This is a genomic window from Agromyces sp. PvR057, from assembly GCF_040547485.1.
Lineage (GTDB): Bacteria > Actinomycetota > Actinomycetes > Actinomycetales > Microbacteriaceae > Agromyces.
Map to the genome: position 1 here is coordinate 394,443 of NZ_JBEPPT010000003.1, position 16,358 is coordinate 410,800.

Here is a 16,358-nt window from a genome sequence, read left to right on the forward strand (position 1 = left end):
CGGAACCCGCGACCTCTCGCCGGTCGAGGAGGCGCGCAGCGCCGTATCGAGACCACGTGCGCTGGTCTCGATGCGCTGCGCTACTCGACCGGCGTGCCGAGCACCTCGGCGAGCCCGGCGAGCAGCCGATCCACGTCGTCGTCGTCGGTGTACGGCGCGAGCCCCACGCGGAGCCCGCCTGCATCGCCGAGGCCGAGCCGGCGCGACGCCTCCAGCGCGTAGAAGTTGCTGCTCGGCGCGAGCACCCGGCCCGCGGCGAGCCGCTCCGTGACGGCGGATGCCTCGTGGCCGGCGAAGGTGAGCAGCAGCGTCGGGGTGCGGCGGGCCGCCCGCGAGTGCAGCGTCACGCCGGGCAGCTCGCCGAGGGCGGCCTCGAGTCGCAGCCGCAACCGCTCCTCGTGCTCGTGGAGCGCCTCATACGAGGCCTGCAGCCGCGTGCGGCGCGAGTGCGCGGCATCCGTCGTCTGCGTTCCATCGTGCGCCGTGGTTGCGAGACCTGCGAGGACGTCGACCGCGGCCGTGACCCCGGCGAGCAGCTCGTAGGGCAGCGTGCCGAACTCGAACCGCTCGGGCACGACCTGCGTCGCGGGCAGCAGCTTGTCGGGCGCGATCGTCTCGAGCAGCTCGGGCCGGGAGACGAGCACGCCGCAGTGCGGCCCCAGGAACTTGTACGGCGAGCACGTGAGGAAGTCCGCCCCGAGCGCGTCGAGGTCGGGCAGTTCGTGGGCGCCGGCGTGCACGCCGTCGACCCAGACGAGCGCGCCGGTGGCGTGGGCTGCTGCGGCGATGGCCGCGACATCCGGCATCGTGCCGATGAGATTCGACGCAGCCGTGACCGCGATGAGTCGCGTGCGCTCGCCGATGAGCGTGGTGACGGCCTCGACCGGGAGTTCGCCCGTCGCGGGATCGAACTCGGCCCATCGCACGGTCGCGCCGACGCGCTCGGCGGCCTGCACCCACGGGCGGATGTTCGAGTCGTGGTCGAGGCTCGTGACGATCACCTCGTCGCCGGCCCGCCACCCCTTCGACAGGTGGTGCGAGAAGTCGTAGGTGAGCTGGGTGGCGCTGCGCCCGTGCACGATGCCGCGCGGGTGGGCGTTCGCGAAGTCGGCCATCGCGAGCCGGAACCCGTGCACCGCCGCCTCGGCGCGCTCCTCGGAGACGCCGACCGTGCCACGGTTCGACAGCGGCCCGGTGAGCACGGATGCCACGGCGTCGCCAACGGCCCGCGGCGTCTGCGTGCCGCCCGGCCCGTCGAACTGCGCCCATCCGCTCTCGAGCGACGGGAAACCGGATCGGATGCTCGCGACGTCGTAGGCCATGCGGCGAGCATAGGACGCGACGGCCCGGATACCATGCAGTCATGAGCGGGGAGGGCTCCGAGACATCCCTGCCGACGGCCGAGCCGCCGGCAGGGTCGACGGCCGCGCCGCCCGCCGCGCCGCCCGCCGCTCCGCCTGAAGAGTTGGAGGCCCCGACGCGCACGCGCCGAGTGTCGTTCAACGCCGTGCTCGACGGCTTCTTCTTCGTCTACGCGGGGATCGCCGCGGTGTGGCTCGCCTGGCTGCTGCTGACCGAGTCGTTCACGCTCGGCTGGTGGGGCATCGCGTTCTTCGTGATCTTCTGGCTCGTGCTCGCGTACCTCGTGCTGCCGCGCCTGCACCGGATCCTCACGACCATCTACGTGCCCGACTACTTCATGGGGCGCACGCGCACGAGCGACGGCCTGCTCGGCGACCCGGTCAACCTCGCGCTCGACGGCACGGCGGCCGACCTGCACGACGCGATGGCCGCCGCGGGATGGACCAGGGCCGACGACGTCACGCTCGCCTCGAGCCGACGCATCATCACGTCGACGCTCACCCGCCGGAGCTACGACGAAGCCCCGGTCAGCCCGTTGTTCCTCTTCGGTAGGCAGCAGGATTTCGCCTACCAGCAGGAGGTCGAGGGCAACCCGGCACGCCGCCACCACGTGCGATTCTGGCGCACGCCCGACGGCTGGCTGCTGCCCGGCGGACGGCGCGTCGACTGGCTCGCGGCCGGCACCTTCGACCGCGCGGTCGGCTTCTCGCTGTTCACGCTGCAGGTCACGCACAAGATCGACGCCGACACCGACGTCGAGCGCGACCACATCGTGGCGAGCGTGCTCGCGGCGGGTGTCGGCGCTCGCGTCGAGGTGCTCAGGGACTTCTCCAGCGGGTACCACTCCCGCAATGGCGGCGGCGACTCGATCAGGACCGACGGCGACCTGCCCGTGCTCGAACTCGACGCGGTTCCGGATGCCGCGGCCACCGCCGTCGCGACCCCGGGGGAGGCCTCGTGAGCCAAGGGCCCGACCGCGAGCCGCGCAAGCGCTCGGCGTACGAGCCGCCGGTGCTGCTCGCCCAGCCCGTGCAGGCGCCGCCGACGATGCCGCGGCCGGCGGCGACGACCCTCGGCGCGATCCTCGTGATGCTGCGCGTGCTCGCGGGCGTGGTCTGGCTCGTCGTGCTCGCGATCACGTGGCGCCAGGTCGTGTACGACGAGGCGGGCCTCGCCGTGGTGCCCGGCAGCGAAGAGGACCACACCCTCAACGTCGTGCTCATCGGGATCCTCGTGGCCGGCGGCATCGGGCTGCTCGTCGTGGTCGGCTTCGGCATCGCCGTGTACCGCGGCGGCAACGTCGCCCGCCTGCTCGTGATGACGTTCACCTCGCTCAGCATCACGGTCGCGGCGATCGACTACTTCGCCGGCGGGGAGGACATCACGATCCGCACGACGCTGCTGACCCTCTCGCTCGACATCCTCGTGATGCTCGCGCTCTCGAGCCGCGCGGCCCGCGCCTACGCCCGGCGGCCGCGCACGCGCCGCCGGCAGCGTCGCACGGGCCTGCCGCGCCCCGCCGAGTAGTGTCGCCGCGCCGCGTCAGCCGAACGATCGGGCACTCTCGCGGGAGGAGATCGGCCGCGGGGGAGGAGGCTTCCGTGAGAAACGTCCTCCCGTCGGGGTGATGTCCTCCCGCGGGGCGGCCGGGTCTACTCGGCGGGCGAGGCGGCGCGCAGCCAGTGGTCGGCGACGAGCTCGGCGACGAGCAGCTCGGCGAGCACGGCGACCGAGTCGTCGGCGTCGCCCGCGAACCGGATCACCTGCTCGGCGCCCGGCAATTCGCGTCCGACCGATGCGAACCGCGAGCCGCGCTGCGCCATCCAATCGAGCGCCTGCGCGTCCCACGCCGACCCGGCGAACACGAGGGCGCGGTAGTCCTGCGTCTTCGTCAGGTACACGTCGACGTGCGACCAGTCGCCGGTCTCCGACGCGAAGGCGCTGCGGCGCGGCACCTCGCGCAGCATGAGCGCCGACTGCTGCGCGCTCGAGGCCCGCTCGGCCGGCGCCAGCGCCCACGTGCCCATGGGGCCCGCGAGCAGGTCGGCGAGCGGCGGCATCCAGTCGTCGACCGTGCCGAGCAAGGTCGCGTTGGCGGATGCCGCGGCGCGCACGGCTGCGGCATCGAAGCGGTCGGCGGGCGCCGTGCCGAGCAGTTCCTCGAGCACCGCGTCGAGCACGACGAACGTCGCGCGGAACGTGCGGCAGGCCACCCCGGATGCCTCGACCCCGGCGAGCAACGGCACGACGACGTCGGCGAGGCGCCCGAGCTCGGACTCTGGACGGTTCGTGACCGCGACGAGCCGCCCGGTGCCGCGGTAGCGCTCGACGGCGCGGAGCACCTCGACGCTGCCTCCGGTCGCCGAGACCGCGACCACCGCGAGGTCGGGTGCGGCGGGTGGCAGCAGGTCGGCGCTCGCGAGCTCGACGACGACGTTCGCGCCGACGCTGCGATAGCGCCGGGCGACGACGTCGGCCGCGTATCGGCTCGACCCCATGCCGAGCACGAGCACGCGCGACGCGCCGAGCATCGGCAGTCGTTCGAGTCCGGGGAGTCCGGCGTCGAGGGCGTCGGCGAGCCGCTCGAGCGTCGAGGGGATCAGGTCGAGGTCGGCTCGAAAGGCGGCGGTGTCCACGGGTCCTCCGGGGTCTCGTTCGTCGAAGCGTAACGGTGCGTGATCGCGGCGTCGGGCGCGTAGCGCCACGGCGGCAGGAAGCGGTCGGCGTAGTGCAGCTCGGCGGCGAGCTGCTCGGCCTCGAAGCCGGGCAGCAGTGCCGGGTCGAAGAGCTCGGCGCGCGCGAGCTCGGCGCGATAGGCCGCGAGCAGGTCGGCGCGGGCGCGGTCGGCCCAGCTCCACGCGCGGGCGTCGGGCCGGCGCAGGCGCTTCTGCGCGACGGCGGCGACGAGGTCGAGCGAGACGAGCAGGTGGGCGACGTCGCGAGCCGCGGCATCCGCTCGCTCGCGGTCTGTTGCGTCGAGCTGCGGATCGCCGTCGAAGTCGATGACCGTGTAGCGCCGGCCGTCAGGGGCGCCGGCATCGGGCGAGGCGAGCACCTGCCCGAGGTGCAGGTCGCCGTGGATGGGGAACTCGAGCCCGGGCGAGGTGCCTTCGAGCGAGCGGATGTCGCGCGCGAGCGCCTCGCGGCGGTTGCCCAGGCGGGTTCCGGTCGGCCCGTCGCCCGCGGCCACCGCCCTGGCCAGCGCATCGGCGGCGCGGTCGCGGCGTGCGGATGCGGCATCCGCCCCGCTGGGCACCGCGTCGGCGCCGAGCACGTCGTGGATGCGCGCGACCTTCGTGCCGAGCGCGGCCGGCCAGGTCGGGTCGGAGCGGGCGGCGGAGCCGACGCCGGAGCCGGTGCCGCGGACGGAGCCGGTGCCGTCGCCCTCGACGACCGCGACGACGTCGTCGACCGCCCAGGTCCAGCCGTCCTCGGCGCCAGGCAGGTATTCGGTCACGATCGCGAGCGTGGACTCGCCGAGCTCGGGATGCCGCCAGCCGACGCGCCCGTGCAGGCGGGCCACGTCGTCGGACCCGGCCGCGGCGAGTCGTTCGAGCAGGTGCCCGGCGCGGTCGGCCGCCGCCCAGCGCCCGACGACCTTCACGACGAACCGGTCGTCGACGATCACCGAGGTGTTCGTCTGGTCGACGGCGATGCCGCGCTCCGGCGCATCGGCGGCGAGGCCGTCGACCGCGAGTGCGGCGATCGCGCGGGCCACGCCGTCGCCCGCCTCCGGGCGCCGGCCGTCGACGAGCACGCGGCCGTCGCCGTCGACGGACATCGTGCGTCCGTCGACGACCGGATGGGGGCCGTCGAATGAGTTCATTGAATTCGGATTGTAACTATTGTGCAAACTCCTCGCCAGTATGTCCGCACATCCATTGCGGTTTCTTCAGTGCCGGTGCAACAATCGCTCAACCTTTCGACGCCCCAGGAGGAACAGCATGCCCACCACACGACGCATCGTCGCCGTCGCGGCCGGCACCATCGCCGTCGCACTCGCCGCAACATCCTGCTCCACCGGTGGCGGAGAGGCCGATCCGTCCGCCGACATCTCCGAGCAGACGCTCACCGTCTCGATCTGGTCGGACTACTACCCCGAGGACCTCGCCGAGCAGTTCGAGGAGGCGACCGGCGTCAAGACGACGATCGTGAACCACACCACGAACGAGGACATCGTCGCCAAGCTCACCGCGAGCGCCGACTCCGGCATCGACGTGGCCTTCGTCTCCGGCCAGTACGCGCAGGCGCTCGGCGAGCAGGGCCTGCTCGCCGAACTCGACAAGTCGCTCATCCCGAACGAGTCGAACCTCTACCCCGAGGCGCTCGAGCTCGACTACGACGAGGGCAACGTCTACTCCGAGCCGTACGCGTGGGGCACGACGGGCCTCTGCTACCGCCCCGACCTCACGGGCTTCGCGCCCACGTCGTGGAACGACCTGCTGAACCCGAAGCCCGAGCTCGAGGGCAAGACGACCATGCTGTCGACCGACCGCTGGCTCGCGATGCCGGCGCTCAAGGCCGCGGGCCACTCGCTGAACACGACCGACGACGACGAGCTCGCCGAGGCGAAGGACCAGCTGCTGAAGACGAAGCCCACGCTGCTCGCCTACGACGACACGACGTTCTACTCCAAGCTCGTCTCCGGCGAGGCCGCGATGGTCGAGGCCTGGGACGGCTGGTGCAACTACGGCATCGCCGAAGACCCCACGATCGAGTTCGTCGTGCCCGACGAGGGCGCCGACCTCTGGGTCGACACCATGACGGTGCTCGAGTCGTCGAAGAACAAGGAGGCCGCGATGGCCTTCATCAACTACATCCTCGACCCCGAGGTGCAGACCTGGGTCGCCGAGAACATCCTCTACAAGGTGCCGAACCAGGCCGCCATGGAGGCGCTCGACCCGGCGCTCATCGAGTCGTACCCGACGCTCGGCATCACGGTCGACGAGCTCTTCGAGCAGGAGGTCATCGTCGACCTCGGCGAGGACTCGCTGAAGTACGTCGACCTCAACTCCGAAGTCCTGGCGACGAACTGACGCCGTGACCTCGACGCCCCACCAGACGACCCCCGGCGTGCGCGCGACCCGCGTGCGCCGGGGGCTCGCCCCAGTTCCGTTCCTCGCACCGGGGATGCTGTTCCTCATCGTCTTCATGGCGATCCCGGTGGGGCTGCTCGCCTTCTACACGTTCTTCAAGCGCGGTCGCTTCGGCGGCCTCGTGTTCGAGTTCACCTTCGACAACTGGATCAAGCTCGCCGAGCCGCTGTACCTCGGCGTGATCCTGCAGTCGATCGGCATGGCACTCGTCGTCACGCTGCTCGCGCTCGCGATCGGCTATCCGATGGCGTACGCGATCGCGGGGCTCTCGCCGAAATGGCGCACGATCGCCCTCATCGCGGTCGTGCTGCCGTTCTGGACGAACTTCCTCGTGCGCACCTATGCGTGGATCCTGCTCCTGAACAACGCCGGCTGGGTGAACCAGGCCCTGCAGGGCCTCGGCCTCACCGACGAGCCGATCAGCATGCTCTACACCCCGCAGGCGATCGTCGTCGGCCTGCTCTACATGTACCTGCCGCTCATGGTGCTGCCGCTCTACGCCTCGCTCCAGCAGCTCGACCCGTCGCTCCGCGAGGCGGCGACGAACCTCGGCGCGAACCCGTGGCGCGCATTCCGCACGGTCACGCTGCCGCTTTCGCTCCCCGGGGCGCTGACCGGATGCGTCTTCGTCTTCGTGCCGGCGATGTCGAACTTCGTCATCCCCGAGCTCATCGGCGGCGGCAAGACGATCATGGTCGGCAACCTCGTGCGCGACCAGTTCTTCGAGGCCCGCGACTGGCCCTTCGGGGCGACGCTCGCGCTGCTGCTGACCATCATCCTCGTGCTCGTGATCGTGCTGCAGTCCGCGGTCTCGCGCCGCGTCACCGAAGGGCCCCGCCGTGGCTGAGCCGACCACCCGAGCGGATGTCGCAGCTCCCGCCAACCCGACCACGACCGCGATGCGCGAGCTCGAGCCGTCGGCGACGCCGCGCGCGGTGCGCCGGCCCCGCGGCATCCTGATCCCGCTCTGGCTCGGGTACGTGTTCCTCTACCTGCCGATCCTCATCGTCGTGATCATGAGCTTCAACGACTCCGAGAACCTCTTCGTCTGGCGGGGCTTCTCGCTGCGCTGGTACCCGGAGGTGTTCGCCGACGGGGCGCTCATGCAGGGGCTCGGCAACACGATCATCGTCGCGACCGGTGCGACCGCGATCGCGACCGTGCTCGGCACGCTGCTCGCGTACGGCATCCAGCACTACACGCGCGGCGGGTTCGTGCGGGCGTTCGCGATCGCGCCGGCGATCCTGCCCGACCTCCTGCTCGGCATCGGCCTGCTCACCCTGTTCTCGCTGCTCGGCATCACGCTCGGGCTGCACTCGGTGATCCTCGCCCACGCCGTGTTCGCGACCGCGTTCGTCACCGCGATCGTGCTCGCGCGCATGGCGAGCCTCGACCCCAGCCTCGAGGAGGCCTCGCGCGACCTCGGTGCGGGCCCGGTGCGCACGTTCTTGCGGGTCACGCTGCCCCAGCTCGCCCCCGGCATCGTCGCGGGCGCCCTGCTCGCGTTCACGCTCTCGCTCGACGAGTTCGTCATCGCGTTCTTCACGACCGCGCCCACGCAGCCGACCCTGCCGATCGTCATCTACTCGATGGTGCGCTTCGGGGTGACCCCCGAGGTCAACGCCCTCGCCTCCCTCCTCCTGCTCGTGAGCGTCGTGACCGTCATCGCGGCGCAGCGCCTGACCCGACTGACTGGATCCCCGAAATGACCTCTGCCCCTCTGCTCCGGGTCGACGGCGTGCGCGCCGTCTACGGCGACACGGTCGCGCTGCACGACGTCTCGCTCGACATCGGCGACAACGAGTTCTTCGCGCTGCTCGGCCCGTCGGGGTGCGGCAAGACCACCCTGCTGCGCTCGATCGCGGGCTTCGAGACCCCGGCCTCCGGCCGCATCGAGGTCGACGGACAGGACCTGCTCCGGATGCCGCCGCACAAGCGCCCCGTGAACATGATGTTCCAGAGCTATGCGCTGTTCCCGCACATGAGCGTCGAGAAGAACATCGGCTACGGGCTCGAGGCCGAGGGGCTCGGCCGCGCCGAGATCGCGCGTCGCGTCGCCGAGGTCGTCGAGGTCGTCGGGCTCGGGCCGCTCGCCAAGCGCCGTCCGTCGCAGCTGTCGGGCGGCCAGCGCCAGCGCGTCGCGCTCGCCCGCGCGATCGTCAAGCGCCCGCGCCTGCTGCTGCTCGACGAGCCGCTCTCGGCGCTCGACCGCCAGGTGCGCGCCTCGATGCAGCTCGAGCTGAAGCGCCTGCAGCACGAGGTCGGCCTCACGTTCGTGGTCGTCACCCACGACCAGGAGGAGGCCATGTCGATGGCCGACCGCATCGCGGTGCTCCGCGACGGGCGCCTCGAGCAGCTCGCGACCCCGCAGGAGCTCTACGCGAACCCGGCGTCGCGCTTCGTCGCCTCGTTCATCGGCTCGGCGAACCTGCTGGACGGCACGACCACGGCCGACGGCGTCGACGTGCCGGGCCTCGGTGTCGTCCCGGCGGCGCACGCCATGCCCGTCGGTGCGCAGGCGACCGCGGTGGTGCGACCCGAGGACCTCGAGCTGACGGATGCCGCGACGACCCCGCTGCGCGGAACGGTCATCGACACGTACTTCCTCGGCGGGGCATCCACCATCTCGGTCGAGGTCGATGGGCTCCCGGCGCCGGTCCTCGCGACCGTCCACGGCGCGAGCCGGCTCGCTCGCGGCGAGTCCGTCGGGGTGCGCTTCGGCCGCACGTCGGTGGTCGCGCGCGACGCGGCCGACGCCGCGGCATCCGTTCAGGAGGCGGTCAGCGCATGACCTGTGGCGAGCCTCGCGTTGGCCACGATGAGCTCGAGGGCGGCAGCGTGGTCGATCGTCGGGTGCTCGGCGATGATGCGGTAGCCGTAGGCGTCTTCGAGGGCCACGAGGTTGCGTGCGATCACGAGCGAGGGCTGCGCGAGCGTGAAGATGCCGCGCGCGGCGCCCTGTTCGAGCACGACCTGGTACATGCCGACCTGGCGGTCGAAGAGCGTCGTCAGCAGCGACGCCATGAGCGGGTTGCGGCCGGCCGAGCCGCCCAGCTCGCAGAGCAGTCGCACCTCGGTGTCGCCCGGGCCGCTCGGCAGGCCCGACTTCGCGAGCGCGAGCAGGCGCTGCACGGGGTCGTCGGGCAGCCCTTCGAGCATGCGCACGCGCCCCTCGTAGAACCGCTCCATTCCGGCGCGGTTGGCCTCGAACATGAGCTCGTCGATGTCGGGGTAGTAGTAGAGCACCGCACCAGAGGTGAGGCCCGCCTCTTCAGCGACGCGGTTGAGCCGCGCCCCGTCGGGGCCGTGCGCCGCGATCGCCCGCTGGGCCGCCGCGACCAGCTGGCTGCGGCGTTCCTCCTGCCGCTTCGGCCTGGCCATCTGGCTCCTCTCCTGGCAGACAGATTGTCTGCATTGTCACTGAATCTTAGGCCGTATCACCCACTTTCCATATAGGTCTTGACCGACCAGATTCTCTATAGCAACATTCAATAAATCCACGAACGGAGACCCGATGACCGAGGAACGTCGCACCTACCTCTTCATGCCCGAGAGCGCGTACGGCCCGACGAACAACTGCATCGGCATCGGCAACGAGCTCCTCAAGCGCGGGCACCGCGTCGTGTTCGCCGCCGAGCGCTCGTGGCAGGGCAAGCTCGTCGCGCTGGGCTTCGAGGAGGACCTCGTCGACCTCGCGCCCGCGGCCGAACCGGTCGAGGGCGAGGTCGAGGGCGAGGCCGAGCAGGATGCCGGGGCGTTCTGGAAGGAGTACATCCAGTCCATCTCGCCCGAGTTCCGCAAGACCACGGCCGAGCAGCTCGAGACCGTCACCCTGCCCATCTGGGAGGAGCTCGCGAACGGCGCGAAGTACTGCGAACCGCAGCTGAAGGCGATCATCGAGCGCGTGCAGCCCGACGTCATCATCGAGGACAACGTCATCGCGTTCCCGGCACTGGTCACCGCAGGGGTGCCGTTCGTGCGCATCACGAGCTGCAACCCGCTCGAGGTTCCGGGCGAGCACATCGCCCCCGTGTTCTCGGGCCTCGGCAAGGACGACCACGAGGGCTGGGCCGACTTCCGCGCCGAGTACGAGCGCACCCACCGCCCCCTCTGGGAGTCGTACAACGCGTGGGTCCAGGAGCAGGGCGCGCCCGCGCTGCCCGACCTCGAGTTCATCCACACCGGCGACGCGAACCTCTACGTCTATCCCGAGGTGCTCGACTACACCGCCGAGCGCCCGCTCGACGAGAGCTGGACCCGCCTCGACTCCTCGGTGCGCGAGACCGAGCAGGCGCCCGCCGACCTGCCCGCGTCGTTCACCGACGGCAGCCGCCCGCTCGTCTACTTCAGCCTCGGCTCGCTCGGCAGCGCCGACGTCGAGCTCATGCGCCGCGTCATCTCGGTGCTCGCCGACCTGCCCGTCAACGTCATCGTCTCGAAGGGGCCGCTGCACGAGGAGTTCGAGCTCGCCGACCACATGTGGGGGGCCGAGTTCCTTCCGCAGACGAAGATCTTGCCGCTCGTGGACCTCGTGATCACCCACGGCGGCAACAACACCACGACCGAGGCCCTGCACTTCGGCAAGCCGATGATCCTCCTGCCGCTGTTCTGGGACCAGTACGACAACGCCCAGCGCGTGCACGAGCAGGGCTACGGCATCCGCCTCAGCACCTACGGCTTCACCGCGCAGGAGCTGCAGGACGCGGTGACCGGGCTGCTCGGCGACACCGACCTGCGCGAGCGCATCGCCGCCGTCGGCGCCGACATCCGCTCGAAGGACGGCGTCTCGGCGGCCGCCGACGCCATCGAGCGCGTCGGCGCCCGGGAGCGCGTGTGAGCCGGGCTCAGCTGGCGACGGATGCCGCGGCCGAGGCGCTGCGCGACGCATCGCCCACCGCGTACTGGCTCGACCGCGCCGAATCCCCAGCCGCTCGCCCGCGCGTCGACGGAACCCACGAGGCCGACCTCGTCATCGTCGGCGGCGGCTTCACCGGACTCTGGACCGCCTGGCAGGCGACCGAGCGCGACCCGGGCCGAGCGGTCGTGATCCTCGAGGCCGAGCGCATCGCGCACGGCGCGACCGGACGCAACGGCGGCTTCGTCGCGGCCTCGCTCACGCACGGCCTCACGCACGGCGAGGCGATCTGGCCGAAGCAGGTCGCGGTGATGCAGGAGGAGGGCGATCGCAACCTCGCCGGGCTCATCGCCGCCCTCGAGGGCGCCGGCATCGACTGCGACCTGCGCCGCGCCGGCAAGACCACGCTCGCCATCGAGCCGTGGCAGGTCGACGGGCTGCGCAGCGCGCAGGCGCTCGGCGAGAAGTACGGCGTCGACCTCGAGCTGCTCACGCGCGACGAGGTGCAGTCCGACGTGCACTCGCCGACCTACCTCGGCGGGCTCCGCGACCGCACCGGCACGGTGCTCGTCGACCCCGCGAAGCTCGCGTGGGGCATGGCCGCCGAGCTCGAGCGCCGCGGGGTGCGGGTCTTCGAGGCATCCGCCGTCACCGGGCTCGCCCGTCGCGGCGCGCGTGTGCGGGTCTCGACCGCGCGCGGCCACGTCGACACGCGCGACGTCGTCGTCGCGACCGCGGCGTACCCCGGTCCGCTCAAGCGGCTCGGGAACTACATCATGCCGCTCTACGACCACGTGCTCATGACCGAGCCGCTCACCGACGCGCAGCGCGCCTCGATCGGCTGGGGCGAGGGCCAGGGGCTCACCGACGCGGGCAACCAGTTCCACTACTACCGGCCCACCGCCGACGGGCGAATCCTCTTCGGCGGATGGGACGCCGTCTACTACTTCGGCGGCAAGGTCGACGCGAGCCTCGAGCAGCGCGACAGCTCGCACGAACTGCTCGCCCGGCACTTCTTCGAGACCTTCCCGCAGCTCGCGGGGCTCCGGTTCGCGAACCGCTGGGCCGGGCCGATCGACTCGACCACGCGCTTCACGGCCGCCTACGGCACCGCGCTCGGCGGGCGCGTCGCCTACGCGGTCGGGCACACCGGCCTCGGGGTCGGCGCGTCGAGGTTCTCGGCGGATGTCGCACTCGACCTGCTGGCCGGCGAACCCACGTCGCGGCTGCGGTACGACATCGTGCGCAAGCGGCCGTTCCCCGTGCCGCCCGAGCCGTTCCGCAATCCCATCATCCAGTTCACGCGGCACTCGATCCTCAGCGCCGACGCGCACGAGGGCCGGCGCAACCTCTGGCTGCGCACCCTCGACCACTTCGGCCTCGGCTTCAACTCGTAGCGACCGCGAACCCGAGCCGCTCACCCGGCACACGCCACTCGACCCAGCACGACCGTGACGCGGCATCCGTCACACGAAAGGAACCACCTCATGACCACCGGCACGTTCATCGGCGAGTACCGCGCCGGTTCGGGCGGCGACGCCGTCATCACCAACCCGGCGACCGAGCAGGAGGTCGCGGCCTTCACGACCTCGGGCATCGCGGATGTCGACGAGGCCGCCGCCGCGGCACGGGCGGCGCAGCCCGAGTGGGCGGCGAAGACGCCGGGGGAGCGCTCGCTCGCACTGCTGAAGCTCGCCGACGCGCTCGAGGCGGACGCCGAGAACCTCGCCCGCCTCGAGGTCGAGGACTCCGGCAAGCCGTGGACCACCGCCTTCGACGGCGAACTGCCGTTCGGGGTCGACAACCTGCGGTTCTTCGCGGGCGCGGCCCGCTCGCTCGACGGCACGGGCGCCGGGTCGTTCTCGAACGGCTACACCTCGATCCTCACGCGCCGCCCGGTCGGGGTCGTCGCGGGCATCACGCCCTGGAACTTCCCGCTCATCATGGCGATCTGGAAGGCCGGCCCGGCGCTCGCCGCGGGCAACGCGGTGATCGTGAAGCCGGCGCCCGCGACCCCGCGCACCACGCTGCGCTTCGCCGAGCTCGCGCTCGAGGCCGGACTGCCCGCCGGACTCTTCAACGTCGTGACGGGCGATGCCGAGGTCGGCCAGGCGCTCGTGACTCACCGCGAGGTCGACATGGTCAGCGTCACGGGCTCCACGCAGACCGGCAAGGCCGTCATGCGCGGCGCCGTCGAGGGCGTGAAGCGCGTGCACCTCGAGCTCGGCGGCAAGGCCCCCGTGATCGTCTTCACGGACGCCGACCTGGGCGCCATGGCCCACGCCGTCGCACTCGGCGCGACCTACAACACCGGCCAGGACTGCACGGCTGCGACCCGCGTCTACCTCGAGCGCTCGGTGTACGACGACGGCGTGGCGGCCCTCCGTCACGCGATCTCGCAGATCAAGGCCGGCGACCCGATGGACGCCGAGACGCACATCGGCCCGCTGATCTCGCCCGCGCACCGCACGCGCGTCGAGGGCTTCGTCTCGCGCGCCGTCGCCGAGGGGGCCGAGGCGCTCGTCGGCGGCCACGCCATCGACCGCGTCGGCTCGTACTTCGCGCCGACGCTGCTCGTCGGCGCCGCGCAGTCGTCGGAGATCGTGCAGGGCGAGGTCTTCGGGCCCGTGCTCGTCGTGCTGCCCTTCGACGGCGAGGCCGAGGGCATCGCGCTCGCGAACGACAACGCCTACGGGCTCGCGTCGTCGGTCTGGACCTCGGATGTCTCGCGCGCCCTGCGCGTCAGCCAGTCGCTCGACGTCGGGGTCACCTGGGTCAACGACCACCTGCCGATCGCGTCGGAGGCGCCGCACGGCGGAGTCAAGGGATCCGGCTTCGGCAAGGACATGTCGATGGAGCCGCTGCTCGACTACTCCGTTACCCGGCACCTCATGATCCGGCACGCGGCGCCGCCCGAGACGACGGGCTTCCGGCCGGCCTGAGTATCGCGCCTACTCGACCGGCTGAGGTGCCGCGGTCTGCTCGGCGGGCAGCGGCAGGTCCTCGGCGTCGCCGGCGAAGAGCCTCTTCGCGACTGGGCGCATCGGACGCGAGAGCATGAGCTTCACGTTCACGCGTGCGAGCGCCGACATGATCCTGGTGCGGGGCAGCATGACGGCGAGGCTGCCTCCGGGGATCTGCCGCGACCGCTCGGCGTGCGGTGCGAGCTGCTCCTCGAACCGGGCGAGGGCGGCGGCAACCGCCACCGGGTCGCCGAGGCCGCCGCCGCCTCCGCCGCCCGACCCGGCTGCGGTGGCCGCGGCACCCGCGAGCCCGATGACCTCGAGGCCGAGCAGGTACGCGCCGAGGATCGCCATCGCCGTGCCCATGCCCGTGAGCGGTGAACCGCAGGTCGCGGCGTCGCCGATGAGCACGACGCGGCCGCTCGACAGGCTCGGCATGTCGACCCGTGCAAGCTCGTCGAAGTAGAAGTCGTCTGCGCGTTCCATCGCCTCGAGGATGCGCGTGGCGTGCCATCCGCCGTCCGCGATCGCGTAGCGGATGAGCGCCCGCTGCGCCGCCGGATCGCCCCCGAGTGCCGGGTCGCGGTCGGTGCGCACGTTGATGATCGCCTTCGAGGTCGCCGGATCGCCGTCGGGCCGGATGCCGAACATCGCGCCGGGCACGAGGCGCATCGCGAACCAGCCCGGCTCGAGGTCGGCGGGGGTCGGCATGGTGAAGAACGCGGCATACCCGCCGAGGTTCGTGACGTATCGGTCCTCCGGGCCGAACGCGAGGCGCCGGGTCGCGGAGTGCACGCCGTCGGCACCGACGACGAGGTCGTAGCGTTCGCGGCGGCCCGAGGCGAACGTCGCGTCGACCCCGTCGGCCTGCTGATCGAGGGCGACGAGGTGCTCGCCGTAGCGCTGGTCGAGCAGGCGCTCGTCGGCGCCGACCGAGTTCGAAGGGCCTCCGGATGCCGCGGCCTCGCGCAGCGCGTCGAGCAGCACGTCGTTCAGGTCGCCGCGCGTGATCTCGATCTCGGCGATCGCGCCCTTGCCGTCGAAGTCCTCCATCGACATGCGGCCGTAGACCCGGCCGTGCCCGTCGACGTAGCTCATGCCGCGCTCGTCGAGCTGGTGGCGTCGGACGCCCGGCATGAGGCCCAGGCGTTCGGCGGCCTCGCGGCTGGCACCGCGCAGGTCGACGGCCTGGCCGCCGGGGCGCGGGGCTCGAGCGCGCTCGACGATCGTGGTCGGAATGCCGGCCCGCACGAGTTGCAGGGCGAGGGCGTTGCCGGCGATGCCGCCGCCGGAGATCAGGATGCGCGGTGCGGTGCTCATGGTACGGCCTTTCGATCGATTCGCGGTTCCGTTGCCGGAGAGATTTGCACATATGTCTTACACGAATGTCTAACACCGCTCGCCGCGAATGTCTAGGACATATGTCTCAGACATCCGGCTAACCTGTCGGCATGGGCAATCGTGAAGACCTCCTGGCCGGCGCTCGCAAGGTGATCGTGGAGCAGGGCGTGGCCAAGGCCACCGCGCGCGACATCGCCGCGGCCGCGGGCGTGAGCCTCGCCGCGATCGGCTACCACTTCGGCTCGAAGGAGCAGCTCATCACCGAGGCGCTGCTCGACGCGCTCGGCACGGCCATCGGCGACGGCATGGGCGAGCTCATCCGCGCCGGTGCCGACGACGCGCCGCTCGACGGCTTCGCCCGCCTCTGGAACGGCATGCCCGCCGTCTTCGCCGAGAACCGCGAGGCCCTGCTCGCCAGCCTCGAGAACACGCTGCGCATCGTGCGCGATCCCGTGGGGCGCGGGCAGATGCAGGCTGCGGTCGAGGGGGCCTACGAGGGCATCGCCGAGGAGTTCGAGCAGGCGCACCCCGACCTCGACGCCGACCGGGCGCGCGCACTCTCGGAGTTCAGCTTCGCGCTCGTGCAGGGACTCGCGATCCTCTGGCTCCTGAACCCCGAGGGCACCCCGTCGGGCGACCGGCTCGCATCGGCGGTCAGGGCGCTGGTGCCGGCGGGCACGTCGGCGACGTCGGCGACGTCGGACGAGTAGGCGCCCCGGCGCCGGTTCGAGACCCGTCAGC

At 71.7% G+C, this 16,358-nt stretch carries 15 protein-coding genes; 10 read left to right on the forward strand and 5 right to left on the reverse strand.

Annotation, left to right across the window (positions count from 1 at the left end; translation table 11 throughout):
• Nucleotides 1–80 precede the first annotated feature (80 nt).
• The gene (locus ABIC29_RS14430; RefSeq protein ID WP_116080285.1) at nt 81–1,322 is read right to left on the reverse strand and encodes a cysteine desulfurase-like protein; all 1,242 of its coding nucleotides are present in this window, start codon (nt 1,320–1,322) and stop codon (nt 81–83) included.
• Nucleotides 1,323–1,363: 41 nt separating this feature from the next.
• On the opposite strand from ABIC29_RS14430, the gene ABIC29_RS14435 reads away from it, so the two are divergent.
• Both ABIC29_RS14435 and ABIC29_RS14440 read left to right on the forward strand, forming a co-directional pair.
• On the forward strand, nt 1,364–2,323 hold the full coding sequence (locus tag ABIC29_RS14435; RefSeq protein WP_116080286.1) for an LssY C-terminal domain-containing protein: 960 nt from the start codon (nt 1,364–1,366) through the stop codon (nt 2,321–2,323).
• Entirely contained in the window at nt 2,320–2,889 is a 570-nt protein-coding gene (locus tag ABIC29_RS14440) for a hypothetical protein (protein ID WP_116080287.1), read from the forward strand. Before ABIC29_RS14435 ends, ABIC29_RS14440 begins: the two co-directional genes overlap by 4 nt.
• Nucleotides 2,890–3,014: 125 nt before the next feature.
• On the opposite strand, the gene ABIC29_RS14445 is transcribed toward ABIC29_RS14440, so the two are convergent.
• A complete protein-coding gene (locus tag ABIC29_RS14445) occupies nt 3,015–3,998 on the reverse strand; it encodes an SIS domain-containing protein (RefSeq protein ID WP_116080288.1) in 984 nt (327 codons plus the stop codon).
• Nucleotides 3,962–5,188: a hypothetical protein gene (locus tag ABIC29_RS14450; RefSeq protein ID WP_116080289.1), complete on the reverse strand. Its 1,227-nt coding sequence runs from the start codon at nt 5,186–5,188 to the stop codon at nt 3,962–3,964. Before ABIC29_RS14450 ends, ABIC29_RS14445 begins: the two co-directional genes overlap by 37 nt.
• A gap of 118 nt (nt 5,189–5,306) precedes the next feature.
• Here ABIC29_RS14450 and ABIC29_RS14455 point away from each other — a divergent pair, with 118 nt between their 5' ends.
• Genes ABIC29_RS14455 through ABIC29_RS14470 form a run of 4 tightly spaced genes read left to right on the forward strand, consistent with a single transcriptional unit; the run spans nt 5,307 to nt 9,249 of the window.
• The gene (locus ABIC29_RS14455; protein WP_354246426.1) at nt 5,307–6,398 is read left to right on the forward strand and encodes a polyamine ABC transporter substrate-binding protein; all 1,092 of its coding nucleotides are present in this window, start codon (nt 5,307–5,309) and stop codon (nt 6,396–6,398) included.
• Nucleotides 6,399–6,402: 4 nt separating this feature from the next.
• Nucleotides 6,403–7,305, forward strand: coding sequence for an ABC transporter permease (locus ABIC29_RS14460; protein ID WP_199471187.1), 903 nt, complete (start codon nt 6,403–6,405; stop codon nt 7,303–7,305).
• Entirely contained in the window at nt 7,298–8,167 is an 870-nt protein-coding gene (locus ABIC29_RS14465) for an ABC transporter permease (protein ID WP_199471191.1), read from the forward strand. Before ABIC29_RS14460 ends, ABIC29_RS14465 begins: the two co-directional genes overlap by 8 nt.
• The gene (locus ABIC29_RS14470; RefSeq protein WP_116080291.1) at nt 8,164–9,249 is read left to right on the forward strand and encodes an ABC transporter ATP-binding protein; all 1,086 of its coding nucleotides are present in this window, start codon (nt 8,164–8,166) and stop codon (nt 9,247–9,249) included. Before ABIC29_RS14465 ends, ABIC29_RS14470 begins: the two co-directional genes overlap by 4 nt.
• On the opposite strand, the gene ABIC29_RS14475 is transcribed toward ABIC29_RS14470, so the two are convergent.
• Nucleotides 9,228–9,839 (reverse strand): TetR/AcrR family transcriptional regulator, encoded by a 612-nt coding sequence (locus tag ABIC29_RS14475; RefSeq protein ID WP_116080292.1) that lies wholly within the window; start codon nt 9,837–9,839, stop codon nt 9,228–9,230. The genes ABIC29_RS14470 and ABIC29_RS14475 overlap by 22 nt on opposite strands.
• 133 nt (nt 9,840–9,972) lie before the next feature.
• Between ABIC29_RS14475 and ABIC29_RS14480 the strand changes: the two genes are divergently transcribed.
• The 3 genes from ABIC29_RS14480 (at nt 9,973) to ABIC29_RS14490 (ending at nt 14,255) form a co-directional block, all read left to right on the forward strand.
• Nucleotides 9,973–11,295, forward strand: coding sequence for a glycosyltransferase (locus tag ABIC29_RS14480; RefSeq protein ID WP_116080293.1), 1,323 nt, complete (start codon nt 9,973–9,975; stop codon nt 11,293–11,295).
• Nucleotides 11,292–12,710: an NAD(P)/FAD-dependent oxidoreductase gene (locus tag ABIC29_RS14485; RefSeq protein WP_354246432.1), complete on the forward strand. Its 1,419-nt coding sequence runs from the start codon at nt 11,292–11,294 to the stop codon at nt 12,708–12,710. The genes ABIC29_RS14480 and ABIC29_RS14485 overlap by 4 nt, the downstream gene beginning before the upstream one ends.
• A gap of 90 nt (nt 12,711–12,800) precedes the next feature.
• The gene (locus ABIC29_RS14490; RefSeq protein ID WP_354246435.1) at nt 12,801–14,255 is read left to right on the forward strand and encodes an aminobutyraldehyde dehydrogenase; all 1,455 of its coding nucleotides are present in this window, start codon (nt 12,801–12,803) and stop codon (nt 14,253–14,255) included.
• 9 nt (nt 14,256–14,264) lie between these two features.
• Here the strand turns inward: ABIC29_RS14490 and ABIC29_RS14495 are convergent, their stop codons facing one another.
• A complete protein-coding gene (locus ABIC29_RS14495) occupies nt 14,265–15,596 on the reverse strand; it encodes an FAD-dependent monooxygenase (protein WP_354246438.1) in 1,332 nt (443 codons plus the stop codon).
• A 131-nt stretch (nt 15,597–15,727) separates the two neighbouring features.
• On the opposite strand from ABIC29_RS14495, the gene ABIC29_RS14500 reads away from it, so the two are divergent.
• Entirely contained in the window at nt 15,728–16,327 is a 600-nt protein-coding gene (locus ABIC29_RS14500) for a TetR family transcriptional regulator (protein WP_116080296.1), read from the forward strand.
• The last annotated feature ends 31 nt before the right edge of the window (nt 16,328–16,358 follow it).